The sequence below is a fragment of the Nocardia abscessus NBRC 100374 genome (assembly GCF_000308455.1).
Taxonomy (GTDB): Bacteria; Actinomycetota; Actinomycetes; order Mycobacteriales; family Mycobacteriaceae; genus Nocardia; species Nocardia abscessus.
In genome coordinates this window covers 74,253-99,342 of sequence record NZ_BAFP01000117.1, presented here as the reverse complement: position 1 = coordinate 99,342, position 25,090 = coordinate 74,253, and the positions used below count along the sequence as shown (strand labels likewise).

The 25,090-nt window shown below is 68.3% G+C and carries 21 protein-coding genes and 1 pseudogene; 11 read left to right on the top strand and 11 right to left on the bottom strand.

Annotation, left to right across the window (positions count from 1 at the left end):
* Positions 1-693: DUF6542 domain-containing protein (locus ON19_RS39150; RefSeq protein WP_174377726.1), on the bottom strand; the 693-nt coding region annotated here is incomplete at its 3' end.
* A 58-nt stretch (positions 694-751) separates the two neighbouring features.
* Positions 752-1,896: pseudogene (locus ON19_RS24510) on the bottom strand (DNA recombination protein RmuC).
* A gap of 315 nt (positions 1,897-2,211) precedes the next feature.
* Here ON19_RS24510 and ON19_RS24505 point away from each other — a divergent pair.
* Together ON19_RS24505 and ON19_RS24500 are read left to right on the top strand one after the other, a co-directional pair.
* Positions 2,212-3,387, top strand: coding sequence for an exonuclease SbcCD subunit D (locus ON19_RS24505; RefSeq protein ID WP_043697517.1), 1,176 nt, complete (start codon positions 2,212-2,214; stop codon positions 3,385-3,387).
* Between the two features lie 34 nt (positions 3,388-3,421).
* A complete protein-coding gene (locus tag ON19_RS24500) occupies positions 3,422-6,610 on the top strand; it encodes an AAA family ATPase (RefSeq protein WP_043697514.1) in 3,189 nt (1,062 codons plus the stop codon).
* A 525-nt stretch (positions 6,611-7,135) separates the two neighbouring features.
* Here the strand turns inward: ON19_RS24500 and ON19_RS24495 are convergent.
* The 4 genes from ON19_RS24495 to ON19_RS24480 form a co-directional block, all read right to left on the bottom strand.
* A complete protein-coding gene (locus ON19_RS24495; RefSeq protein ID WP_043697511.1) occupies positions 7,136-7,678 on the bottom strand; it encodes a methylated-DNA--[protein]-cysteine S-methyltransferase in 543 nt (180 codons plus the stop codon).
* Positions 7,675-9,306, bottom strand: a complete 1,632-nt coding sequence (locus ON19_RS24490) for a DNA-3-methyladenine glycosylase 2 family protein (RefSeq protein WP_051169257.1) — start codon at positions 9,304-9,306, stop codon at positions 7,675-7,677. Before ON19_RS24490 ends, ON19_RS24495 begins: the two co-directional genes overlap by 4 nt.
* 161 nt (positions 9,307-9,467) lie before the next feature.
* Positions 9,468-9,671 (bottom strand): YbdD/YjiX family protein, encoded by a 204-nt coding sequence (locus tag ON19_RS24485; RefSeq protein ID WP_051169264.1) that lies wholly within the window; start codon positions 9,669-9,671, stop codon positions 9,468-9,470.
* Positions 9,672-9,724: 53 nt separating this feature from the next.
* Positions 9,725-11,983, bottom strand: a complete 2,259-nt coding sequence (locus ON19_RS24480; protein WP_043697504.1) for a carbon starvation CstA family protein — start codon at positions 11,981-11,983, stop codon at positions 9,725-9,727.
* A 204-nt stretch (positions 11,984-12,187) separates the two neighbouring features.
* On the opposite strand from ON19_RS24480, the gene ON19_RS24475 reads away from it, so the two are divergent.
* From ON19_RS24475 to ON19_RS24465, 3 genes are all read left to right on the top strand, one after another.
* Positions 12,188-13,501, top strand: a complete 1,314-nt coding sequence (locus ON19_RS24475) for an ABC transporter substrate-binding protein (RefSeq protein WP_043697502.1) — start codon at positions 12,188-12,190, stop codon at positions 13,499-13,501.
* A gap of 56 nt (positions 13,502-13,557) precedes the next feature.
* Positions 13,558-14,433 (top strand): carbohydrate ABC transporter permease, encoded by an 876-nt coding sequence (locus ON19_RS24470; protein ID WP_043697596.1) that lies wholly within the window; start codon positions 13,558-13,560, stop codon positions 14,431-14,433.
* Between the two features lie 110 nt (positions 14,434-14,543).
* Positions 14,544-15,338 carry a carbohydrate ABC transporter permease gene (locus ON19_RS24465; protein ID WP_051169263.1) on the top strand — a complete coding sequence of 265 codons (795 nt, stop codon included), beginning with the start codon at positions 14,544-14,546 and terminating at the stop codon, positions 15,336-15,338.
* Here ON19_RS24465 and ON19_RS24460 read toward each other — a convergent pair.
* The gene (locus ON19_RS24460) at positions 15,335-15,757 is read right to left on the bottom strand and encodes a VOC family protein (protein WP_043697498.1); all 423 of its coding nucleotides are present in this window, start codon (positions 15,755-15,757) and stop codon (positions 15,335-15,337) included. The two genes, ON19_RS24465 and ON19_RS24460, sit on opposite strands and share 4 nt — an antisense overlap.
* 10 nt (positions 15,758-15,767) lie before the next feature.
* Positions 15,768-16,604, bottom strand: a complete 837-nt coding sequence (locus ON19_RS24455) for an AraC family transcriptional regulator (RefSeq protein ID WP_043697494.1) — start codon at positions 16,602-16,604, stop codon at positions 15,768-15,770.
* A 402-nt stretch (positions 16,605-17,006) separates the two neighbouring features.
* Between ON19_RS24455 and ON19_RS24450 the strand changes: the two genes are divergently transcribed.
* Both ON19_RS24450 and ychF read left to right on the top strand, forming a co-directional pair.
* The gene (locus tag ON19_RS24450; protein WP_043697491.1) at positions 17,007-17,930 is read left to right on the top strand and encodes a quinone oxidoreductase family protein; all 924 of its coding nucleotides are present in this window, start codon (positions 17,007-17,009) and stop codon (positions 17,928-17,930) included.
* A 108-nt stretch (positions 17,931-18,038) separates the two neighbouring features.
* Positions 18,039-19,139, top strand: coding sequence for a redox-regulated ATPase YchF (gene ychF / locus ON19_RS24445; RefSeq protein ID WP_043697488.1), 1,101 nt, complete (start codon positions 18,039-18,041; stop codon positions 19,137-19,139).
* A 58-nt stretch (positions 19,140-19,197) separates the two neighbouring features.
* Here ychF and ON19_RS24440 read toward each other — a convergent pair whose 3' ends face one another.
* Positions 19,198-20,103 carry a sterol desaturase family protein gene (locus tag ON19_RS24440; protein ID WP_227954625.1) on the bottom strand — a complete coding sequence of 302 codons (906 nt, stop codon included), beginning with the start codon at positions 20,101-20,103 and terminating at the stop codon, positions 19,198-19,200.
* A 617-nt stretch (positions 20,104-20,720) separates the two neighbouring features.
* On the opposite strand from ON19_RS24440, the gene ON19_RS44750 reads away from it, so the two are divergent.
* The gene (locus ON19_RS44750; RefSeq protein WP_083899604.1) at positions 20,721-20,933 is read left to right on the top strand and encodes an HNH endonuclease; all 213 of its coding nucleotides are present in this window, start codon (positions 20,721-20,723) and stop codon (positions 20,931-20,933) included.
* A 55-nt stretch (positions 20,934-20,988) separates the two neighbouring features.
* Positions 20,989-21,645, top strand: coding sequence for an HAD family hydrolase (locus ON19_RS24435; protein ID WP_043697485.1), 657 nt, complete (start codon positions 20,989-20,991; stop codon positions 21,643-21,645).
* Here ON19_RS24435 and ON19_RS24430 read toward each other — a convergent pair.
* Entirely contained in the window at positions 21,642-22,913 is a 1,272-nt protein-coding gene (locus tag ON19_RS24430; protein WP_043697482.1) for an NsdA family TPR-like regulatory protein, read from the bottom strand. The genes ON19_RS24435 and ON19_RS24430 overlap by 4 nt on opposite strands.
* 278 nt (positions 22,914-23,191) lie before the next feature.
* Between ON19_RS24430 and ON19_RS24425 the strand changes: the two genes are divergently transcribed.
* Both ON19_RS24425 and ON19_RS24420 read left to right on the top strand, forming a co-directional pair.
* Entirely contained in the window at positions 23,192-23,359 is a 168-nt protein-coding gene (locus ON19_RS24425; RefSeq protein WP_157229827.1) for a hypothetical protein, read from the top strand.
* Positions 23,360-23,439: 80 nt separating this feature from the next.
* Positions 23,440-23,694, top strand: coding sequence for a hypothetical protein (locus ON19_RS24420; protein WP_169334216.1), 255 nt, complete (start codon positions 23,440-23,442; stop codon positions 23,692-23,694).
* 150 nt (positions 23,695-23,844) lie between these two features.
* Here the strand turns inward: ON19_RS24420 and ON19_RS24415 are convergent, their stop codons facing one another.
* The gene (locus tag ON19_RS24415; RefSeq protein ID WP_051169255.1) at positions 23,845-24,999 is read right to left on the bottom strand and encodes a transcription termination factor Rho, short form; all 1,155 of its coding nucleotides are present in this window, start codon (positions 24,997-24,999) and stop codon (positions 23,845-23,847) included.
* Positions 25,000-25,090 lie beyond the last annotated feature (91 nt).

The window sequence follows — 25,090 nt, the reverse complement described above, 5'->3', positions numbered from 1 at the left end:
TTCGCGCGGACGAGACGGTGCGACACGGGGCGCGGCGTCGGCGACCTGCGCCGCCGGTCGGCGGGCCGGCCGAGGCGCGGGCTCGTCCGCCTCCTCCAGCGTGGGCTCGTCGGGCTGCTTCTTCGGGCGGCGGGCTTTGCGGCGCGCCGAGTCCGCGAGGCCGCCGGACGAACGGGCGGGCCCGCCCTTCTTCGCCTGGGACCGCTTGCCCCAGCTCTCGCCCCGGCGAGACGAGGGCGGCCGGGCCGACTCCTCTTCGCGGCGGTGCAGGTAGATCCGGGCGCCGCCGATCAGCAGGACGGCGACCGTGGCGAGCATCATCGTCGGGAACCGGTTCACCAGCGGGATCGCCAGGTTCAGCAGGATGTCCTTCAGCGAGGTCGAGCCACGGCCGGTGAGCTGCTGATAGGCCAGCGGCACGGCGATGAAGAGCAGCAGGGGCGGCAGCACCATCGTGCTGAACAAGCCGCGGTAGCGCACGGCGGCGACGGCCGCCACGCACCCGAGGACATACAGCGCGGCGAACGTGCCGGTCAGTTCGGCGCTGCCGCCGCTGGCATCGATCAGAAACCCCAGAAACGTGCACGCAACCGCCATCAGGATCGCCGCGCCGACCGGGATCCCCGGCACCGACGGCAGGATCGAGCGTTGCGGCGCGGGCACCCGGGATCGCGCACGTTCGGAAGCAGCCACGATATGCACACTAGTTGCCGCCGCGCTCGGCGGCGTGGCGGCACGGCCATCGGGCTGGTTACTCACCCGCGTCGGCGAAGCCCACCGCGCGGGGCAGGGAATCCACCCGCCCGATCGTAGGCACGTCCTGCTCGGCTATTTCCAGGTCGTGCAGTTTGCGCGCGGTGACCATCACCCGCGACTCCACGGAGGCCACGGTGTAGTTGAATGCCTCCACGGCTTTACCGAGTTGCGCGCCGAGCCGGTCCAGATGCTTGCCGGTGTGCCGAGCCGGTGATACAGCTCACGCCCGAGACGCTGCACCGTCGCCATGTCCTTGGACAGCGCCTCCTGCCGCCAGCCGAAGGCGATGGTGCGCAGCAACGCGATGAGAGTCGTCGGCGTAGCGAGGATCACGTTGCGGCCGAACGCGTACTCCAGCAGCTCCGAATCGGTGGTCAGGGCCGCGTCCAGGAACGGATCGCCGGGCACGAACAGCACCACGAATTCCGGCGCGGGCTCGAAGGCGGCCCAGTACGCCTTGTCCGACAGCTGGTCGACGTGCGCGCGCAGATGTTTGGCATGCCTGGTGAGCAGCTCGGCGCGCACATCGGGGTCGTCGGTGCCGCAGGCGTCCAGGTAGGCGGCGAACGGCACCTTCGCGTCCACCACGATGTGCCGATCGCCCGCGAGCCGCACCACCAGGTCCGGCCGCACCGTCCGGTCGTCCTCGCCGCGACCCGTTCGGTGCACCTGCGTCCGGAAGTCACAGTGCCTGGTCATCCCGGCGAGCTCGACCACCCGCTCCAGCTGGATCTCGCCCCACCGCCCCCGTACCTGGGGCGCGCGCAGTGCCGCGACCAGCTGGCCGGTCTGCCCGGTGAGCTGATGGGAGGTGCGCTGCATGCTCGCGACCTGTTCTCGCAGACTCGAATACGCGCTGATCCGCTGCCGCTCGACCTGCTGGATGTGCTCGTTCAGCGCGCCGACCGCCGCGCGCAGCGGCTCCACCATCGCGCCGACGGCGTGCGAATGCCTGCGCGCGGCATCCTCGTTGGCGGCGCTGAGCGACTGGCGTAGTAATCGCTCGTTGTCCGCCGCGACCGCGAGTCGTGCCTCGGCCGCCGTGGCGCGGTGACCGGCGCGCGCGGCATGGCCCAACCAGCCGAGGCCGAGACCGGCGGCGAACACCAGCAGCAGTGCGACGAGCATCGGTGCGGTCATAGCGCCGATAGTGCCGTACGTCACCGACAAGAAGCCGACAGCGGGCAATTGTTCGGCATCGCGTCGGCCACCGGCGCTGCCAGCGCGTTCCGTAACATCCGCACACCATTCGAGATTCCGGCATCCGGAATCGCCTGCGTAGCGCGGGACTGGAGGCAAAGGGATATGCGGTGATTCGCATGTCGGCGAATCCAGCCCGACGACCCGGACACGTTCGCTCGTTCCGGTGGACACGCCGTAGCCCGGCTGGGCAGATCCGACACAGCGGGTGGGGCGATTGAACTCTGTCGGTGGGTTGCCCTACGGTTTCGCGGCATGCGGATGCTGCACACCTCGGACTGGCACATCGGGCGCACGTTCCACGGGGTCGATCTGCTTGCCGACCAGACTCGTTCACTGACCGCGATCGCGGAGCTGGTGGCCGAGGAGTCGGTCGACGTGGTGGTGCTGCCCGGAGACGTGTACGACCGGTCGATTCCGAGCGCCGACGCGATCGCGGTGTGCAACCGGGGATTCGAGGCCATTCGTGCCGCGGGCGCCGAGATCGTGGCCACCTCCGGCAACCACGATTCGCCTGCCCGGTTGGGCGCGGGTGCGAGCTTCGCCGCGGCGGGCGGGTTGCATCTGCGCACCACTGTCGCCGACGCCGATCGCCCTATCCTGCTGGAGGACGAGCACGGGCCGGTGGCGTTCTACGGAATCCCGTACTTGGAGCCGGAGATCACCCGCGCCGAACTCGAAGTGCCGCAGGCACGCTCGCACGCCGAGATCCTGGACGCGGCCATGGCGCGCGTGCGTGCCGACATCGCACGGCGGCCGGGTGCGCGGACGGTCGTACTCGCCCACGCCTTCGTCGTCGGCGGGGAGGCCACCGGATCGGAGCGCTCGATCTCGGTCGGCGGCGTGGAGACGGTTCCGCTGTCCGCCTTCGACGGCATCGACTACGTGGCCCTCGGCCACCTGCACTCGCCGCAGACGCTGGCCGAGCCGGTGCGCTACTCCGGCTCGCCGCTGCCGTACTCGTTCGGCGAGAACGCGCATCGCAAAGCGGTCTGGATCGTCGACCTGGACGCCTCCGGCCTGAGCGCGGTGCGACGCCGCGACCTGCCGACCGTCCGCGGGCTGAGCAAGCTCACCGGCACCCTGGACGAGCTGCTCAGCGGCACCGAGCACACCGCGGCCGAACAGCACTACGTGTCCGCCGTGCTCACCGATGTCGCCCGCCCGGTCGACGCGATGCGCAAGCTGCGCGAACGGTTCCCCTACGCCGTGCACGTCGAATGGGCGCGGCCCGAGGGTAACCCGGAACTGCGCTACCGTGAGCGGGTGCACGGCCGCCGCGACATCGAAGTAGCCCGGAGCTTCCTCACCGACGTCCGCGGCCTACCCAGCGCGAGCGAGATGACCTGGCTGGAGCGGGCGCTTGCCGCCGCCGTCGCCGAGCCCGAACAGGTGGCCACGGTGGGCGCCACCGAGGAACTGACCGCATGAGCGCACTGCCGAGGCCGGGCGTAGGCGCGGTGGCATGAGGCTGCACAAGCTGGAGATGATCGCGTTCGGCCCGTTCGCCGAGCCCACGGTCGTCGACTTCGACGCGCTCGGCGCCGACGGGTTGTTCCTGCTGCACGGCCAGACCGGCGCCGGCAAGACCACGGTGCTGGACGCGATCGCGTTCGCGCTCTACGGCAGGGTCCCCGGCGCACGCGGGGAGAGCAAGCGGCTGCATTCCGATCACGCACCGGAGCAAACGCCACCGCAGGTGACGCTGGAGGCGACGCTGGGTGGACGGCGGCTGCGTCTCACGCGCAGCCCTGAGTTCCAGCGTCTCAAACGAGACGGCACCGGCCTGCGCACCATCAACCCCAAGGCCACGCTGACCTGGCTGGACGGCCGCGGGGAGAACCTCTCCCGGATCCCCGATATCGGCGAGGAGGTGCTGCGTCTGCTCGGCATGAGCGCCGACCAGTTCTTCCAGGTGGTGCTGCTACCGCAAGGCGATTTCGCCCGATTCCTGCGGGCTGACAACGAAGACCGGGAGAAGCTGCTCGAAAAGCTCTTCGACACCGGACGTTTCGGCACCGCCGAGCACTGGCTCGCCGAGCACCGCCGCGCCGCCGAAGCGGAGTTGGACGCTCGTACGGACGGCATCAAGCGGCTGATCACCCAGGTGGGTATGGCGGCGGGGGTGGCGGATTCGGCCGGTCTGGCGGAGTGCGTGGGTTGGTCGCAGGATCTGCTGTCCGGCGCCCGGGCCGACCTGGCTACCGCCGTCGCGGAACTCGAACGCTGCCAGCGGGACTCCGCCCGAGCCCGCGAGCAGGCCGAACAGCAGCGCCGGCTGCGCGAGCTGCGCCGCCGCATGGCCGCCGCGCGCGCCCAACTGGACGACTACGCCGCCGGCGCCGAGCTTCGGGCCGCTCGACAGGCCGAACTCGACCTCGCGCGCCGGGCCGAGCCGGTGGCCGCCGCCATCGATGAAGCGCGTTCGGCGGTGCGCACCCAGCGACAGCGCGACGGCGAAGAGCGCGGCGCGGCACAGCGACTGGCGGCCCGGCTCCTGGAACCGGCGAGTGTGGAACTCGGCGGCACCGAGCTGATCGATCCCGACGGCGCGCAGGTGCGCGACGACGCCGACATCGACGCGGCGATCCAGCGCTGGAGCGGGCAGATCGGCGCACTGGACGAAGTGCTGGCCGTCGCCGCCGGGGCCACCCGGCTCGACGGTGAACTCGGCGCGCTGCGCGCCGAGGACGCGACGCTCGCCCGGCGCGTCACCGAACTCGCCGCGCGGCGCGACGAGCTGCCCGCCGCGCTCATCGCGGCCGAGGCCAGGCTGCGCGAAGCCACCGAAGCGGTCGCGGCGTTGCCCGGCATCACCAGCGAAACCGAGCGGTTGCAGGCCGCCGCGACGGCCGCCGTCGAATTGGCCGCCCGCCGTACCGACCTCGACCACGCCCGAATCGAGTTCGACGCCGCCCGCGGGGCACACCTCGACGCCAAAGAACTCGTGCTGGAGCTGCGCGAGCGCAGGCTGTCCGGCATGGCCGCCGAACTGGCCGGTGGACTGGTCGACGGAAGTCCGTGCGCGGTCTGCGGTTCCGCGGAGCATCCGGCGCCCGCCCGGCCCACCGACACCGCGGTGTCCAAGGACGAGGAGGAGGCCGCCGTGGCGGCCGAGCGCGCGGCGGAGGACACCCGCGACCGCGCGCTGGCCCGCATCACCGGGCTGGAGCGGGAGATCGAGGCGCTCCTCGCCCGCGGCGGCGACACCGACCGCGTCGAACTCGCCGCAGCCCTGCGCGCCGCGACCGACCGCTACGAGGACACCTCCGAACTGGCCGCCGGCGCCGAGGGTCTGCGAACCGAACTGACCCGTTTGCGCGATGACGAGGCGCGCCTGCACGACGAGCTGCGCGCCTGCGAAGCGCGTCGCAGCGCGGTCGCCGCCACCATCGTGTCCGCGCAGTCGCGCCTTACCGAGCTCACCGAACGGCTGCGCGCCGCGGCGGGCGCCGACGAGACCGTCGACCGACGCCGCGCCCGGCTCACTGCCCTCGTCGCCGAGGCGGCCGCCCTGCGCGATGCCCGCGCGGAAGCGGCGGCGGCGCGGGAACAGGTGTCGCTGATCGCGGATCGGGTCGAAAACTTGGCTCGCGCCGCGGGTTTCGTGCTGGAAGGGGAGTTCGGTGCGGCGCTGCCCGCGGGCCCCTCGTCGGCGGACCTCCCCGGTGCAGGGTCGGCCGTGCCCGAGGAATCCGGCGTGGTCGACCCTGCTTCGGGCTCCGCTGGTGCGGACGAACCGGTGCACCGCGACGCCGACGGCGGCGCCCGTGACAATGTCGCACTCCTGACCGCCTACGCGAAGGTCGTCGCCGTCGCGGCTCGCGGCCCGCAGCGGCAAGCGGAGATCGAAGCGGAACTCGTGGCGGCCGACCGCGCCCGTGCCGCGGCGGAAGCCGTCCTGGCGGAACCGGAGATCCGTGCGGCGTCGGAGCAGGAGCCCGGCGACCTGGCCGAACTCGACGCGCTCGTGGCGGCCGCGCAGAACCAACTCAACGCCGCGGTGGCCGCGCACGCCGAGGCGAGCAGGCGGGCGAGCCAGCTCGAGGACCTCGGCGGTCAGCTCTGGGCCGCCGTGGACCGGATCGCCCCGGCCCGGCAGGCGTTCGAGGAACTGGACGGCCTCGCCGACGTGGTCGCCGGGCGCGGTGCGAACAACCGCCGCATGTCGCTGCACTCCTACGTTCTGGCCGCTCGTTTGGAAGAGGTCGCCCAGGCCGGGTCACTTCGGTTGCGCAGGATGTCCGGAGGTCGCTACGAATTCGTCCACTCCGACAAGGCCGGTCCGCGCGGTCGCCGAGGCGGGCTCGGCCTCGACATCCGTGACGACTACACCGGAGCCGTCCGCCCCGCCAAGACTCTCTCCGGCGGTGAGACCTTCATGGCCTCACTGTCGCTGGCGCTGGGCCTGGCCGACACCGTCGCCGCCGAATCGGGCGGCCTGGTGCTGGACACCCTGTTCATCGACGAGGGCTTCGGCGGCTTGGACGCCGACACCTTGGACGCCGTGATGGGCGTGCTCGACGAACTCCGCGCGGGCGGCCGGGTGGTCGGCGTCGTCAGCCACGTGGACGAGATGCGCCAGCGCATCCCCAGCCGTCTGCACGTCCTCCGCGGCCGCGCGGGCTCCCATTTGCAAGCGACCCTCGCCTGACAGCCTCGCGGCGGCGCCGCACCCGCTTCGCCGGATTGTCATGCCGCCGTTCGCCCAACAGCGGGATCGGCTGTATGTGCGCCGACCAGGTCACCTCCACTTGCACCGGGCCGCGCCGAGACGCCCGAACCACCTCGTGATTCGGCTCCAACGCCGCGACGACCGCCGAGCCGATGGTGCCACTCGCTCCGATGACTATCACCTTCAACGCGATCTCCTCGAGCCATCACGGGCGGGCCGACACGACCTCCAGCCAACGCACGGTCACGATGATTCCCCAGGAGAACGATGCGCTGGACTCCGCGCACGTCGGCAATGCGGCCGAACCGCGACGGCGGGCCCTGACAGTCCGTCTCGGCCCAGTCGATTACCTATCCAATCGCTCAGGTCACCGCCAGATGCACCCGCCGCTAATGGCGACTTTGCCCCGGACCCAGCGGCGCTTGCTGGGCTCCGAGCGCACACCTTTTGCGCCAGGCAAGGCTGGAGGGGGGCAAGCCTATGCGCCGAATCGCTTCCGGCGGCTCACCCTTCGTGGTCGAGCAGCCACCGCTTGATCGGCAATCCCCAGCGGAAGCCGCCGAGCGCACCGCCGATGCGCAGGATTCGGTGGCAGGGCACGAAGAGCGCGGCTGCGTTGCGGGCGCACGCGTTGGCCGCGGCGCGGGTGGCGTCGGGGCGGCCGGAGCGGGCGGCGAATTCGGTGTAGGTGAGCGGGCTGCCCGCGGGGACCGCGCGAAGCACTTCCCACGCGTGCAGCAGGAACTCACCGGACTGCTGGCGAACGGGGATCGGGTCGATCGCCGTGAGGTCGCCTTGGTGGTAGGCGGCGACGGCGCTGGTCACCTCGCCCAGCGCATCTCGCTGCCGCAGCCCGGCAGGGCGGAGGCTGGGGTGGATCAGGCCGCGCAGGTTTTCCGCGTCGGATGTCCAACCGGAAGCCAGGACCGCGCCGTCGGAGTCGACGAGGGTGGTGAACGGTCCGAGCGGGGTATCCGTGACGGCGAAATCCGCTGTGGTGGTGGGGACGCCGCGGACCGGGGTGCGGACGGCGATGCTGGCGTTCATGATTCGACACGGCCTTTCGTGGTGGCGAGCGCGGGAACTTCGGCAGGCGTGGCGCGGCTGGTCAGCGCCGCTTTCCACAAGTGCATCGACAGGTACGACCGCCACGGCGCCCAGCGCGCGGTGTCCGTCAGATCGATGCCGAGGAGGGTCGCGCCACGGCGGACGACCAGATCGGTGCCGAGCAGGACATCCGGGTCGGCGAGCAGCCGCATGGTTACGTAGTCGGCCGTCCACGGTCCGACACCGTCGAGTGCGAGCAGGTCGCGGCGCAGATCGGCAGCGGTGCGCCCCTGGTGTAGCAGCAGCTCACCGGAGGCGAGTGCCGCGGCGGCCCCGACGATGGAACGGATCCGCCGCGCCGGTCCGGTCAAGACCTCGGCGCCCCGTTCGGCGATCGTCTCCGGCGCCGGGAACAGCAGCGGGATCGGCCCGTCCACCCGCTCGCCGAGCGCCTCGACCAGCCGGGCGGTGTGCGTGGCCGCGGCGGACACCGAGATCTGCTGCCCGATCATGGTGCGCAGCAAGAGTTCGGCTCCGTCCAGGGACCCCGGGACGCGTATACCCGGCGTGAACGACGGGCGCCCCGCGTCGAGCGTGTTCACGTCGGTGAGCGCCTCGCTCTCGGGCGGAGAGCCCGCCCCCGCGTCCGGCAGGCCTTCGGCGGCGCGGTCCGGCAATCGTTCCCCGGGACCTCCGCGCGCAGCGGCTCCCACACCGAGCGCTTCATCGATCCCGACTGGATCGGCGTCCAGATCCAGCAGGTGCCGCAGTCGCGTCACCGTCGGCGCGAGATCGCGCATGTCGTGCAGAGACAATTCCGCCCGCACGTGATCGCGCTGGAAGCTCAGCCGCGTGGTGGCGTGCCCATGGGGCGTGCGCAGGTTCCTTGTGTAGGTGCGGTTCTCCCAAAGCTCCATACCCGGCACGACGTGCGCGGACAGGAACCACTCCAGCCAGGCCCGGTCGAGCGGCTCTCGATAGGGCAGGCGCAGTGTGAGCGATCCGCTGCCGGCGGGCGCCGGGCGCGCAGGGGCCGCGGTCTTCGCGCGCTGCGCCTCGAGCCGCATGGTGGTGGGGCTGACCGCGAACACCTCGCGCACCGTGTCGTTGAACTGGCGGATGGAGGCGAATCCCGCCGCGAACGCGATATCGGACATGGGCATCGCGGTGGTCTGGATCAGCAGCCGCGCGGTGTGGGCCCGGTGCGCCCTGGCCAGCGCCAGCGGCCCTGCACCCAGTTCGGTGGTCAGCACCCGGGTGAGCTGGCGCTGGGAATAGCCGAGCGTGGCGGCCAGCCCGGGCACCCCGGCCCGTTCGACCACGCCGTCACCGATCAGCCGCATCGCGCGGGCGGCCAGGTCCGCCCTCGTGTTCCACAGCGGCGAGCCGGGCGCCGCGTCGGGCAGGCAGCGGCGGCAGGCCCGGTAGCCCGCCTGCTGTGCCGCGGCGGCGGTCGGCAGGAACGACACGTTGGCCCGCTTCGGAGTGATCGCCGGACACGAAGGGCGGCAATAGATTCCGGTGGTGCGCACCGCGGTGAAGAATTGCCCGTCGAATCGCGAGTCCCGGGTCGACACCGCGCGGTAGCAACGTTCGAAATCCAATGCCGTGATCGTCACGCACACCACAATGGCAGCTGCGGCGAACCCGTGCTAGCGGGAATCGGCCACGATCGCGGGCGGTGGTCACCACCTCGCACAACTGCCATGACATCGCACAACTGCCGCCCCACCACAGGTGTGGAAACTGCCAAAACGACGTGTGGCGGCGCGCGCCGAAATCGTCCCGCTCAGCAGCAGCGGTTGGCCGGATTGCGATCCGCCTCGGCATGCCGCTGCCGCCAGTACTCCCGCTCGGTCGGAACGGCGCGGTCCGGATGCCTGCGGCGCAGGTGTTCGATGTAGCGCTGGTAGTCCTGCCCGCCGAGGATGGAGTTGAACCACCAGACGCCCGCGCGAAAGCCGTCGCGGCAGACGCGGGCGGCCGTGCGCAGCCGGGCGCCGACCGGTCGCGCGGACCGGTCGGCACCCTGGGTCGCGGAATCGCTCATTGCGCGTGAACGTGTGCCGCGCCCGGAGCGCGCACCTTTCCGGTCGCGATCAACTCGTCCCACTGCTTCTGGACTTCCTTCTCCGCGGCCGTGGCGACGAATCCGCTGGGCGCGAAGATCTTCGACGGCTCCTCCGGCGTCTCGGTGGTCGTCGTCTCCCCGGAGCGCCAGGCCCGGTAGGCCACCACCGCGCCGACGACCGCCACGATCAGCACCAGCACCGCGAACACGATCGACAACGTGCCCTGGATGAAGGTGTTGCGCACGATCGCGTCCATGTCGTCCTGGGTCTTCGCCGTCAGGCAGAGCTTCCCGGCGTCCTGCGCGGTCTGGCAGATGCTGTGCTGCTTCCAGTATCCGAGCTTCGGGTCGGCGGAGAAGATCTTCTGCCACGACGCCGTCATGGTCACCACGAGGTCCCAGGCCAGCGGAATGCCCGGAATCCAGGCCCATTTCGCGAGGCCCTTCTTCACCACGATCACCAGCACCACGGTCAGCGCGATGGCCGCGAGCAACTGGTTGGCGATGCCGAACAGCGGGAACAGCGTGTTGATGCCGCCCAGCGGATCGGTGACGCCCATCAGCAGGATCGAACCCCAGGCGGCGACCACGATGGCGGAGCACAGCCAGGCGCCCACCCGCCAGGACGGATCACGGAACTTCTTCGCGGGCCCGCCGAAGTTGCCCAGCGCGTCGGAGAGCATGAACCGCGCCACGCGGGTGCCCGCGTCGATCGTGGTGAGGATGAACAGCGCCTCGAACATGATCGCGAAGTGGTACCAGAACGACTTCATGCTCGCGCCGCCGAGGAACTGGTGGAACACCTCTGAGATGCCGACCGCCAGCGTCGGCGCGCCGCCCGTGCGGGAGATGATCGTCGACTCGCCGACATCGCTCGCCGCCTGGCTCAGCTCCGCCGGCGTCACCGCGGGCCCGCTGAGTCCGAGGCTGTTGGTGTAGGCAGCGGCCTTCTCCGCGGTACCGCCGGTGAGACCGACCGGCGCGTTCATCGCGAAGTACAGGTGCTGGTCGATGATCGAAGCGGTGATGATGGCCATGACCGCGACGAACGACTCCATCAGCATGCCGCCGTAGCCGATCATCCTGGCGTGCGATTCCTTCTCCAGCAGCTTCGGCGTGGTGCCGGAGGAGACCAGCGCGTGGAAACCGCTCAGCGCGCCGCAGGCGATGGTGATGAACAGGAACGGGAACAGCGAGCCCGCGAAGGCGGGCCCGGTGCCGCTGGACGCGAACGACGAGACCGCGGGCGCCTGCAGCACCGGCAGCGTGACCAGGATGCCGACCGCGAGCAGCACGATGGTGCCGACCTTCATGAACGTCGACAGGTAGTCGCGCGGCGCCAGCAGCAGCCACACCGGAAGCACCGAGGCGAAGAAGCCGTAGGCGATCAGCAGCCAGGAGATGGTCACCGGCGAGAGCGTGAACCAGTCCGCGCCCCAGTCGGTTTCCGACACCCAGCCGCCGCTCACGATGGCAAGCAGCAGCAGGGCGAACCCGATGGCGGAGACCTCCCCGACCTTGCCCGGCCGCAGGAACCGCAGGTACACACCCATGAACAGCGCGATCGGAATGGTCATGCCGATCGAGAAGACGCCCCACGGGCTGTGCGCGAGCGCGTTGACGACCACCAGGGCGAGCACCGCCAGGAGGATCATCATGATCACCAGGACGCCGACGATGGCCGACCAGCCGCCGATCACGCCCAGCTCGTCGCGGGCCATCTGCCCGAGGCTGCGACCGCGCCGCTTCATCGAAACCCACAGCACCAGGTAGTCCTGCACGGCGCCGGCCGCGACCACGCCGACCACGATCCAGATGGTCCCCGGCAGGTAGCCCATCTGCGCGGCCAGCACCGGTCCGACCAGCGGACCCGCGCCCGCGATGGCGGCGAAATGGTGCCCGTAGAGCACCCGCCGGTCCATCGGCATGTAGTCCTTGCCGTTCTCCAGGATCTCGGCGGGCGTGGCCAGGTCGTCGCGCGGTTTGGTGATCTTGCGTTCGATGAACCTGGCGTAGAACCGATACGCGATGACGTAGGTGCACACCGCCGCGATCACGATCCACACCGCGTTCACCGATTCGCCGCGCGAGATGGCGAGCACCGCCCAAGCTATGGCGCCGAGCGCGCCGATCCCGGCGAAGATCAATTTCTTGGCCGGAGTGATCGGGGACTTGTCGACCACGCCGACGGGCGGCAGATCGGGATCGGTCCGCAGATATTCGATTGTCGCCATCGGCCTACTCTCCTGTGAAACGCGCAGGATCTTGCTGAAACACGTGACAACGTATCCGATCGGAGTTCGCCGTCGTGCCGATTCCGGACGCCAGGCGGGCACCGTGAAATATTGTTCATGTGTCGGCCGTCACCATGTGATTGCCGAACGTATGCTGCCATGCGGTTCGAGAAGCTCCACATCCGCCCTGGGAGGAGGGCTGCGTTGCGTGCGAATCCCGTCGCCCGGGTCCGTCGCCGGACGCTGCTCGGGTCGGCGCTGGCCGCCGGGCTGCTGGCCGGCGGCGGATGCGGGTCCGATGACGACGCGTTGACCTTCTTCTTCCAGGCCAGACCGGAAGAGGCGCGGGTCCGGCTGAAGATCATCGATGAGTTCCGGAAACGGCACCCGGACATCAGGATTCGCACCATCATGTCGGGGCCGGACCCACTACAGCAGATGCTCACCTACTGCGCGGGCGGCAAGTGCCCGGACGTGCTGATGGCCTGGGAGCTGCTGTATTCCGGGCTGGCCGAGCGCGGTGTACTGCTGGACCTGAACACGCTGCTGCGTCGCGATCCGCAATACGCGGCCCAGCTCCGCGCCGACAGCTATCCGGCGCTGTACGACACCTTCGGCTACGCGGGCGGGCAGTACGCGTTGCCCGAACAGTGGTCCGGGATATTCCTGTACTACAACCGGAAACTGTTCGAAGAGGCTGGGATCATCCCGCCCGTGCGCTGGCGCGATGCCTGGTCGTTCGATGAGTTCCTGGCTGCCGCTACCGCGTTGACCAGGCACGACTCGTCCGGCCGGACCCGGTGGGGCTTCGCCGACGCCTGGGTGCCGTACTTCTCGGCGGCCTGCTTCGGCATGAACAACGGGGCCGAGTGGTTCTCGCCGTCGGTGAATCCGACCAGGACCAACCTCGGCGATCCGCGGTTCGCCGAAGGGTTCCAGTTCTACGCCGACCTCGCCGTACGTCATCGCGTGGCGCCGAAAGCCGCCGACACGCTCTCGGTTTCGGCGCCCGATCTGTTCCGGCGGGGCCGGGCGGCGATGGCACTGGGCGGGCACTGGCTGTATTCCGAATTCGCCGGACACGACGATCTCCCCATCGACGTCACGGTGCTGCCGGTCGGCCCGCGCGGTGGTCCCGGCGCCGTCACCGACGTCGGCAGTACCGGGCTGGCCATCGCCGCGGACAGTCCGCGCATCGAACAGGCATGGAAGTTCGTGAAGTTCGCGACCGGGCCGGTAGGGCAGGCGATCATCGCCGCGTCCGGGCTGTTCGTTCCGGTGCTGAAATCGGCCATGAGTTCGCCGGGTTTCGCCGCCGCCCACCGTGAGGTCCGCAATCTCGATGTGTTCACCGACGGCCCGGCCAGTTCCCGGCCGCTGCCGGTGACCCCGGCGTGGGGCAAAGTGTCGGCCTTGCTCGAGCGCGGCTCCAACCGAGTGCTGCGCGGCGCCGCCACCGCCGCGTCCTTGGACGGGCGTTTCGCCGCCGACGTCGACGCGCTGCTGGACACGCCATGAGCCGGGCACGGCCGTCGCAAACCGCGGGCAAAGACCTCGGCGGCGTTTCGTCTCGTCTGGCCCGGCGTCGGGAGAGTGCCGGTTGGGCATTCGTCGCGCCCAACGTGGCGGCCGTGGCGATTTTCTTGTTGTTTCCGCTGGGCTTTTCGCTCTATCTGAGTTTTCATTCGTGGGACTTGTTCAGCCCCATGCGTTTTGTCGGTCTGGACAACTATCGGCGGCTATTCGGATCCGATCCGTTGTTTCTCATCGCCGTGCGAAACACGGCCGTTTTCACGGTGCTGACCTTGGTGCCCACCGTGACGATCGGACTCGCCGTCGCCGCCGCGCTGAATCGAAAGCTGGCCGGTATCGGGATCTTTCGGACGATCGCGTTCCTGCCGCTGGTCGCGTCGGCGGTCGCGATGGCGGTGGTGTGGCGGTTCCTGTTCACCGACGACGGGTTGCTGAACGTCGCGCTCGGCTGGATCGGCATCGACGCGGTGCCCTGGCTGACCGACCCCGATTGGGCGCTGGTCTCGCTCAGCATCGTCACCGTGTGGAAGAGCGTGCCCTTCGCGACGGTCATCCTGCTCGCCGCGATGCAGGGGGTGCCGGAAACGCTCTACGAGGCCGCGAAGATCGACGGGGCAGGGGCGCTGCGGCGGTTCTTCGCGATCACCGTGCCGTTGATCCGGGGACCGTTGTCCTTCGTCTTCATCATCACGGTCATCAACTCGGTGCAGGCATTCGACCAGGCCTACGCGCTGACCGGCGGCAACGGCGGGCCGGAGACCGGCACCTATCTGCTGGGGATCATGTTGTTCCAGAACGCGTTCGGCTTCTACGAGGTGGGCTACGCCTCCGCGCTGGCCTGGGTGATCTTCGCGATGCTGTTCGTGCTGACGCTGGTGCAACTGCGGATGGCCCGGCGGTCGGAGGTGGAACAGTGAACACCTACGAGGTGGTGCGACGCGCGCTGCCGGTCCGGCGTGATCGCGCGATCGTCGCGTCCAGCCGGGCCGACCGTGCGATCGTGCGGCGGGTGGTGCGCGGGACCGCGATGTACGCCGTGCTGGCCGGCATCGCGTGGTGCGCGCTGCTGCCGATCCTGTGGGCGGTGTCCGGCTCGCTGAAGCGGGACGGGGAGATCGCCGACGCCGCGTTTCTCCCGCAGCGGCCGCAGTGGTCGAACTACGGCAAGGTCTTCGATCTGCTGCCGATGGGGCGGATGCTGCTCAACACCACGGTCTACGCGGTGTGCGTCACGGCGGGCCAGGTCTTCTTCTGCTCACTGGCCGGTTACGCGTTCGCGCGCTTGCGTTTTCGCGGGCGCGACATGTTGTTCCTCGCCTATCTCGCGACGCTGATGGTGCCGCTGACCGTCACGGTGATCCCGCAGTTCCTGCTGATGCGGGCGTTCGGCTGGGTGGACACGCCGTGGGCGATGATCGTGCCCGGACTGTTCGGCAGCGCGTTCGGCACGTACCTGATGCGGCAATTCTTCCGCACGCTGCCCGAGGAACTGGAGGAGGCCGCCATCCTCGACGGCTGCTCCACCTGGCAGGTCTACTGGCGGGTGCTGCTGCCGCACACCCGTCCGGCGTTGATGGTGCTCGCCGTGCTCACCTGGATCACGGTGTGGAACGACTTCCTCTGGCCCTTGGTGATGATCCAGCGGGAGGGCGTCGCCACCGCGACACTGGGTCTGGTCCGGCTGCAAGGCCAGTACCACACCCAGTGGCCGATCCTCATGGCCGCCGCGGTCGTCATCCTGCTTCCGCTGCTGGTGATCTACGCGATCGCCCAGCGCGCGTTCATCCGCGGCATCGCGATGTCGGGGCTGGGCGGTCGTTAGTCGGTCGAACCCCAGTAGGTGCCGAAGCTCCACAGGTTGCCCTCGGGGTCGCGGACGGTGAAGCCGCGCGAGCCGTAGTCCTCGTCGCGCAGGTCACGAACCACTTCCGCACCGGCGGCGGTCGCTCGGTCGAACAAGGCGTCCGGCTCCTCGCAGACCAGGTAGACCGAGTCGGTGCCGGTCGGGCGGGTGCCGAACGGTCCGTCGTCCTTGCCCGCCGAGCCGAACATGATGCCGCCGCCCAGCGGCCAGCGCAGTTCCGCGTGCTCGACGATCGACGGATCGTCCTCGCGGGCGTAGAGCGCGGCCTCCCGGAAGCCGAACGCCTCGACGAGGAAGGTGGCCATGGCGCGGGCATCGCGGAAGGTCAGGGTGGGCCAGACGGCGGTGCGGGTGCTGATTTCTGTCGGATTCGTCATGCGTCGATCGTCATCCGGCGAACTCGTCGGCGGCTTGGACGGATGGAACCTCCTCGGCCAGCCAGCCGGTCGGGCTGGTTCCGGCGAGGTCGGCGAAGTCGCGATCCAGATGGGCTTGGTCGTAGTACCCGCACGCGGCGGCCACCTGGGCGATCGTGATGTACGAAGGCGTCTGCGCGAGCATGCGGCGCGCCCGCTCGAAACGGGTGATCCGGGCGGCGAGCTTCGGGCTCAGACCGAACTCACGACTGAATCGGCGCGTCAGATGCTGCCTGCTCCACCCGATCTCCTCGGCCAGCGGGCCGATCGAGAGGCCGCCGCCCGAACCGACCACGCTGCGCCAAGCCCAGGTGAGTTCGGGACCGACCGAGCGATCCGGCTGGGCGAGCGCCGAAAGCACCCGATCACAGGTGGCGAAACGGTCCGGCCAGGTCGGCGCGGACTGCAACCGCTCCCACAACTCCCGGCCTGCGGGGCCGACGACATCGGAGAATTCGACCGACGTGTCCCACAGCGCCGCCGCGGGGATGCCGAACAAGGTGCGGCAACCGAGTGGCGTCAGCGCCACGGCCACGCCCTCTTGGCGACCGTCGTGCGCGATCAGCGCCGTGCTCGCTTGCAGGCCGCTCAGCACGCACCGGTAGTTCTGCGGAGCCTGTCGCGGATCGGTCTGCTCCACGACGTCGATCGTGGGGCCGATCGCGACGATGAACGTCATGTGCCGCGAGGGCAGCCCGCGATGGATCCCCGCCGCGAACCCGTACATGCGATACCCGATGTAGCGGTCGATGAACGCCGCGAGCGCGGGTGCCGGACGCGCCGTCACCACCTCCGTGGTCGGCTCCATACGCGTCACGCTACGCCGGGAGACCGACATGTGGCCCGCCGCCAGGTCGATCAGTTCGCCACGTTGACGTGCTTGTGAATCGCGATTCGTCGGTGGCCAGGTCGAGCAGGCAGCCGGCCAGGTCGTCGGCCGTGATGCGGATGCCGAACAGTACGTGCGGTGCGGCCGCACCGGCACCGGATGAATCCGCTCGCGGATCGGCACGGATCCCGGTTCGTAGTCTCGGGCAGTGCGCGGATGGTGCTTCGAGCGGACGATCGGTCGTGACGGCGAACGCTTGCCGAGGAATCTCTCCACCGGTGCCAGGAGACGGTGAGTTGTACCACTACAGCGTGTAGTTGACTGGGGTCGCCGGCCTGGATCCGGTTACCGTTGCGCCTCCTAACGATTTCTGGAGGTGTGATGCGGCGGGTGCAGTACGAGCGCGGCGGTGGTCCCGAGGTGCTCGAGCTCGTCTCGGTCGAGGTCCCGACGCCCGGGCCGGGTGAACTCCTGGTCCGCGTCGAGGCGGTCGGGGTGACCCTGCCGGTGGTGCGGAAGGTGCGTGAGCAGCGCGAACCGATCGCTTTGGGCGGGGAGGTCGCCGGCGAGGTGGTCGCGGTAGGCGAGGGCGTGGACCGGTACGCGCCGGGCTACCGCGTGACCGGCCTGGTGTTCGGCCACGGCTACGCCGACTACGCCCTGCTCTCGGCGGCGATGGCCTCGCCGATCCCCGACGGAGCGTCGGCGGTCGACGCCGTCGCGCTGGTGCGCAGCGGCTTGGTGGCGCTCGGGGCGCTCGACGCCGCGTCTCCCGCGGAGGGCGAGTCCGCCCTGATCACCGCCGCCGCGAGCGGCGTGGGCCACCTCGCGCTCCAGCTGGCGCGGGTGCGCGGCGCCGCACGGGTGGTCGGCGCGGTGTCGGATCTCGCCAAGGCCGAGTTCGTACAAAAACTCGGAGCCGACGAGGTGGTCGAATACGGTCGGCAGTCGTGGGGCGCTCCCGCCGACTACGTGCTCGACGCGGTGGGCGGCGACCTGCTCTCTCCCGCGCTCGCGGCCCTCGCCCCCGGCGGCAGGCTGGTCGCCTACAGCTCCGGCGGGGGCACCATCCAGGCATACGACCTGCTCGTCGGCGCGAAATCGGTGATCGGCTTCCAGATGGCCCGCATCGCCCAAGGACAACCCGACCTCTACGAGCACTGGCGCCAAGAGCTGTGGCAATACTTCGCCTCCGGCCAGCTCCGCCCCGCCGTACACGCCGAATTCCCGCTCGACGAAGCCGCCGCCGCCCACACCGTCATCGAAGCCCGCGCCAATCTCGGCAAAGTAGTCCTCATCCCCTGATGGGGTACCGCGAGTGGCACATGGTCGCGGCAAAGTCCGAGAAGACCCCTCAACCATGTGCCACTCGCGGGACAGGTGAGTCGGTACGCCGCGTAGACTCTGTTCCTCGTGAGTCTCACCCTCGGAATCGTCGGCCTGCCCAACGTCGGAAAGTCGACGCTGTTCAACGCGTTGACCAAGAACGACGTGCTCGCCGCGAACTACCCGTTCGCGACCATCGAGCCCAACGTCGGCGTGGTTCCGCTGCCCGACCCGCGGCTGAACAAGCTGGCCGAGATCTTCTCCTCCGAGCGGATCGTGCCCGCCACCGTGTCGTTCGTCGACATCGCGGGCATCGTGAAGGGCGCTTCCGAGGGCGCGGGCCTGGGCAACAAGTTCCTCGCCAACATTCGCGAGGCCGATGCCATCTGCCAGGTGGTGCGGGTGTTCGCCGATGACGACGTGGTGCACGTCGACGGTCGCGTCGACCCCAGCGCCGACATCGAGGTGATCGAGACCGAACTCATCCTCGCCGACCTGCAGACCCTGGAGAAGGCGGTCGTGCGGTTGGAGAAGGAAGCCAAGGTCAAGAAGGACCGCAAGCCGGTCGCCGACGCCGCCAAGGCCGCGCAGGAGATCCTCGACAGCGGCACCACCCTGTTCGCCGCGGCCGACAAGGTCGACACCGAGCTGCTCAAAGAACTTTCGCTGCTCACCACCAAGCCCTTCCTCTACGTCTTCAACGCCGACGAGTCGGTGCTCACCGACGAAGCGAAGGTCGCCGAGCTGAAAGCGTCCGTCGCTCCAGCCGATGCGGTCTTCCTCGACGCCAAGGTGGAAGCCGAACTCCTCGAACTCGACGAGGAATCCGCCATGGAACTCCTCGAATCCATCGGCCAAACCGAACCCGGCCTGCACGCCCTCGCCCGCGCCGGCTTCCACACCCTGGGCCTGCAGACCTACCTCACCGCAGGCCCGAAAGAGGCCCGCGCCTGGACCATCCACCAGGGCGACACCGCCCCCAAGGCCGCAGGCGTCATCCACACCGACTTCGAACGCGGCTTCATCAAGGCCGAAGTCGTCGCCTATAAAGACCTGCTCGAAGCAGGCTCCATGGCCGCCGCCAAAGCCGCGGGCAAGGTCCGCATGGAAGGCAAGGACTACGTCATGGCCGACGGCGACGTCGTCGAGTTCCGTAGCGGAGTAGCGTCTCCGTCGAAGAACAAGTAGCGCCTGCTCGGGGCGCATTTCAGCAGCTCGAGGCGTGGCGACGCGCCGAGCCGCCGGCTTAGCTGATCGCTTGGGTCGGCTGTGGCTGCCAACCGGGACCCCGGAACAGGATGCCGAGCTTGTCCGAGAATTTCGCCGCGTTCTTGACGTCCTGCCAGATCGCGACTATCTCGCGGGCGTTGATCTTTGCGATGTTGTAGGTGTCGACGTTCTTGGTGAGGCCGTAGATCGCCCGCTCGCCCTCCGGCTCGAAGGAGCCGAAGATGCGGTCCCAGATGATGAGCACGCCACCGTAGTTGCGGTCGAGGTATTCGGTGTTGGAGCCGTGGTGCACGCGGTGGTGGCTCGGCGTGTTGAACACGAATTCGATAGGCGCCCAGAGCTTGACGATGACCTCGGTGTGGATGCCGAACTGGTACAGCAGGTTGATCGCGTAGGAGGCGGCGATGATCTTGCCATCGATTCCCGTCAGTGCCAGTGGTACAAGGAACGGCAGGGACGTGACAACCAGCCAAGGCGTACGCAGTGCCGTGGTGAGGTTGAAGCTCTCGCTCGAGTGGTGCACGAAGTGGACCGACCAGAACACCCGGATTTCGTGGTGCGCGCGGTGAAACCAGTAGTAGGCAAAGTCGACCCCGACAAGTGCGACGGCCCACGCACCCCAACCCTCGAGGTGCCACGGCACCAGCGAAGAAACAGACGCGAAGATCGCGAGTTCCGCCAGCGCCCATGGAAGGTTGAGGAGTTGGTACCCCAGGCCGGCGGCGATGGAGGTAGCCGAGTCACGGTAGTCGTACGGCTTGTCGTGACGCCTGAGGTACACGAACTCCGCCGCAACGGCGACGATGAAGACCGGAATTGCCAGCCAGATCAGCATGGTCGAGACATCCATGCCGGACATCGCATACGCAAGTCGGGGAATGACGATGGCTACGGCAGCCGTGCTCAGTCCCGCGAGGAGCACTCCGTAAGCCAAGATGATCGTGGTCCGGCCGCGGGTCCGGAACTTCTCCCGCCACGCCTGGGTGGTCGATTGCATGCCACTCATATGTAAACCATCGTCCGGAGCGGAGCTGCACACCAGGGACCCAAGGTGTAACTAATCGCTACCTTGTCGCCAGCCGGACCGAATCAGCGGGGTCTGGTCACGCCGTCGCCTGCTGCCGCTCAGTTTTCTCGAGGAAACTTGGAGAAGGAGGAGGAACAACATGCCGTCCTTTCGGCAAGTGGATCCGCTATTCGAGGTTGATTCGGGCCGTCTCGAGATCGGAGGGCTTCGCTCGCGCAGTGCAGGTAACAGACGCACCTCGCAGAGCATGTCGATGACTGCGCGCCGCGAGGCCAGATCGGCCTCCCTCGAATGCCGCGGTCGGTGACTCGGGAGCGATCGGATCCCTCCGAAGCGGGGACCTGACCGCCTGCGTCCAGCCGCAGAAGGTTGGAACCGAGGGCTGCCTCGCCGATGCCTGGCCTTGCCCCGGATCACCGATACCACCGCCATCCAGTGGGGCCACCAATGCGCGCCAACTGGCGGCCCCACCGCGTCGGCACACGACCGACTCTCGACCGGGTTAGTGGTGGATCACCTCACCGAGCAGCGGAGGGTTATGCGAGAACCCTGAACGCGGCAAGCCGGCACCGGATCACACCGACCGAGGGCACCCAGTTCTCGAGGTCGATCATGTTTCCGACATCGCCACTGGCGGCCGGGATCATCCAGTGCACATGATTGCGCTGTGCCCGGATTGCCATGCGGTGAAGACTGCGAGGGCAGTCGCGCCACCAACTCCGTGAGCGGCTCCTTGCCGCGGCACGAGAGGCCGGAAAGGCGACCGGGTACGGTTGGCTGGTGATTTCCGCGGTTGTCTTTGATGTCGGGGAGACCCTGGTCGACGAGACTCGAGAGTACGGAACGTGGGCGGACTGGCTCGGAGTTCCCCGGCATACCTTCGCGGCAGCGTTCGGGGCGGTCATCGCCACTGGCCTCGATTACCGTGAGACATTCCAGATCTTTCGTCCTGGGTTCGACCTCGACAAGGAACGGCAAGCAAGGGCTGATGCCGGGCGGGCGGAGTGGTTCGGTGAAGACGACCTCTATCCCGATGTTCGTCCGGCGTTGACGAAGCTTCGCGAGATGGGTGTCTGGGTCGGAGTCGTCGGGAATCAAACTGCCCGTGCGGGAACGCTGCTTCGAGGTTTGGATCTGCCCACCGACTTCGTCGCTACCTCTGACGACTGGGGTGTGCAGAAACCTTCTCTCGAGTTCTTCGGCAAAGTTATCGAGGTAGCGGGGCGACCCGCTGACGAGATCGTCTACGTCGGGGATCGCATCGACAACGACGTCGCACCTGCGAAGCAAGCCGGTATGCGCACTGCCTATGTGCGGAGGGGTCCCTGGGGGTGGATCCACCGCAACAAGAAAGAGGTCGCTGAACTTTCGGACTGGCAGATCAGCGACCTCAATGAACTGGCAGGCATCGTCGCCGCCGAGAACGACGCGAGTTAGCCGACCAGCGAATTGACGGTTGTATGCCAGTCGTACAGCCGTTCATCGAGGCTTCGCACCGAGGGCAAGGAGTCCCACTGTGTGAGCGTTTGCCGTACTGCCTTGATCCGATGGAGCGCAGTCGCATACCAGTGGCGCCCGAGTAGCTCGAGGGCTTCCCCGAGATACCGGCACGCCTGCTCGGGATTCTTTTCCAGCACCGCTGCGGCGGCTGCATCAGCGAGATAGATCGACCGCTGCTTTGCAGCTTCCTCGGGCAGGTCGCTGAGCACCTGCTCCAAAGTTTCCCCCGCTTCGCGGCCCCTGCCGGCGAGAATGAGTGTGTTTCCTTTGAAGCCGGCAAGGCGGACTGGAGAAAACCAGTCGAACCACTCAGGTGATGGGTGCGAGTCGCTGTCGTGCTCGTTGTAGATCTTCTCAGCGTGATGGATAAGGTCGAGGGCCCGCCGGGTGTCACCGAACCGCGTTTCGACTTCCGCCTCTACTGCGTCCAGCCAAGCCATTGTCTCGGCGTTGGCGTTGCCTCTGCCCGCGAAAGCGCGTGCGGCTCGCAATCGTTCACGGGCCTCTCCAGCGCGAGAAGCGTCTTCCGAAAACGCCGGCGCGAAGGCCATGTGCGCAAGCGCCGCAGCGCCGAGCAGATAGTCCCCGGCTTCGTGCGCGGCCTGAAGCGCGAGCACGAGGCTCGGCTGTGCCAGCTCGGGCTGTTGGAGGTCGAAGAATCCCAAACGACCCGCTAGCAAACTCGATTCCGACACAGCGCGTGCCAAGATCGTCTTGGCGGCACCGGGGACCTGCGGCAAGAGTTCGCTGCCGAACTGCGCATGATCGGCAACCAACCGGTGCAGCCGAGCGGCCGGGGTCGACCAGTACAGGTGCCGATGGGACGCTGTGATCGCAGCGAAGTCCTTTGCCACGGAAGCCGGAAGTGGTGTTGCGGCTGTGCCGAACGCCTTGCGTGGAGGCCGTGAGTGTGCGCTGGTAGGCACCTGCCCCGCGCGGGGGTAAGCGGCATCCTCGGCCCAAGGTGGTGAGAAGCCCAGCTCCGTGACCGGTCGCTGGAAAAGCGCTTCGAGTGCGGCTGCGTGCTCGGGATGAGGCCACGGCGGATTGGCCGACTCCCATCGACGGACGGTCCGGCCGGCGACCTCGATGCGCAGTCCGATCTGGCGGGCAGCCTCCGTGACCGCTTCGGCGAGTGCCGTTTGAGATCGAAGGCCCAGTGCCTGCCTGGCCGCGCGAAGCGAAGCGTTCCCTGACGATGGCATGCGGCCAGAGTAGTCCACGGACGGGCCGCTCTCGCAAGGCCATTAGGCGGAAAGGTCCCATCGATGTCCTATTTCATGGCCTTTTAGCGGACACATGTTTTTGGGATCGTCATGGTGTTCCACCGGCCCGGTCTCGCGGCAGTGCCGCGGTCACCCGCGCCGTGGCCTATCTGAAGCCGAGGGAGGGAGCACGGATGATGAAGCAGAGAAGCGGTTCGCCGCAACACGCCCGGGCGCGAATCACGGTCAGCATGTGCGGTGCGGCGTACGCGCGGGGCATGACAGGTCCGATCGAACAGGCCATGTGCCTGCTCTGTCAGCGGATGGTGCCGGTGATCGATGGCCGGATCGGCGAGCATCGGACCGATGGGCCGGGAACGTGTACTCGGACCGGTGTCGAGGTCATCGATGACCGGCCCGCCGGACCGTCCGGAGGTGTGCGATGACGCCCTCTGGCCGTCCTCGTGCCATCGGGTACTTGCGGACGGATATCGCAGGACCGCATCAGAAATGGTTGGAGACGATGATGCGGAGTCTGGCCAAGCGCCTCGGATACGACCTGTGCAAAACCATTGCGCTTTCGGTGCGGACGGATGACCCGATCGGCCTGCTGCTCGACCAGGTAGAGCGGACCCAGGCGGAGGCAGTCTTCGTTCCTGGACGGGCGCATCTCGCCGGGCATATCGAGCAAGTGATGCGTTGCGCCGACGTCATCTTCGATGCCGAGGACGTGGAGGCCCGATGGCCGCTTGCCGAAGCAATCGACAAGTGGCGTCTCTAGGTACCGTGCTCACCGCCGTCCGCCTGAACATGAGTCCCCGTATGGCGCTGCGACTTATCGACCCTGGGCCTGCGGAGCACCTCACCGTATGTCCGAAAGAAGCCCGCGGCCAGGGGCGAGGTATTCGACGCTGGTAAGTCCAGCACCGGCTCACCCTGCGGTGCGGATCTGTGTCAGGAATTCGTGGTTGGTTTCGGTTTGTCCGAGGCCGGTCAGCAGTAGTTCGATTGCTTGCCGCGGGTCGCGGCCCGCGAGGGTCTTTCGCAGGGACTGAATGGCGGTGAGTTCATCGGGGGAGAGGAGCAGTTCCTCTTTGCGTGTGCTCGACCGGTCGATGTCGATCGCGGGGAAAAGGCGGCGGTCGGCGAGGTGCCGATCGAGTTTCAATTCGGCGTTTCCGGTTCCCTTGTATTCCTCGAAGATCACGGTGTCGGCGAGCGATCCGGTTTCGACCAGGGCGCTGGCGATGATGGTCAGTGAGCCGCCGTTCTCGATGTTGCGCGCGGCGCCGAGGAATTTCTTCGGTGGCGCGAGCGCCCCGGCGTCGACGCCACCGGAGAGGATGCGGCCGGACCCGGCGGCCGCCAGGTTGTAGGCGCGGGCGAGCCGGGTCAGCGAGTCCAGCAGCACGACCACGTCGCGGCCCGTTTCTACGAGGCGTTTGGCGTGTTCGATGGCCAATTCGGCGAGCGCGATGTGTTCGTGGGCCGGCTGGTCGAAGGTCGCGGCGGCGACCTCGGCCGGCACCGTGCGGGACAGGTCGGTCACCTCTTCCGGGCGTTCCCCGACCAGTACCAGCATCAGCTGGCATTCGGGATGATTCTTGGCGATGCCGTGTGCGATGGACTGCAGCACGGACGTTTTGCCCGCCTTGGGTGGTGCGACCACCAAAGCGCGCTGGCCTTTACCGATCGGCATGACCAGATCGGTGACGCGCGTGGTCAGCTCATGCGGCTCGGTCTCCAGCCGCAAGCGGTCCTGGGGGTAGATGGGAACCAAGTCGGAAAAGTGCGGTCGCGACTTGGTATTGCCAGGGGGCAGGCCGTTGATGCTGTCGACTCGGATCAGCGGCGCGAGTTTGGCGCTATCACGTTTGGGTCCGACTGTGCCGGTGAGGGTATCGCCACGGCGGAGTCCGTGCTCGCGGATCAAACGCGGCGGCACATGAGCGTCGCGCGGTCCGGGCCGATAGCCGTCGACGTGCAGTGAGGCGTGGTTGGGGGTGATGTCGAGGATGCCGGTGACCGACGTCGTCCGGTTCTCTTCAGTTGCATTGTCTTGTGTTCGAATAGTGTTGTCCTGCATAGTCTCTTCTCCTGAAGTTTGTTGTGGATGCGGCGGGCCGCCGGGAATGCCGCCTGCTGGGAATGACGCTCGCTGCACGCGCCGACGTGTG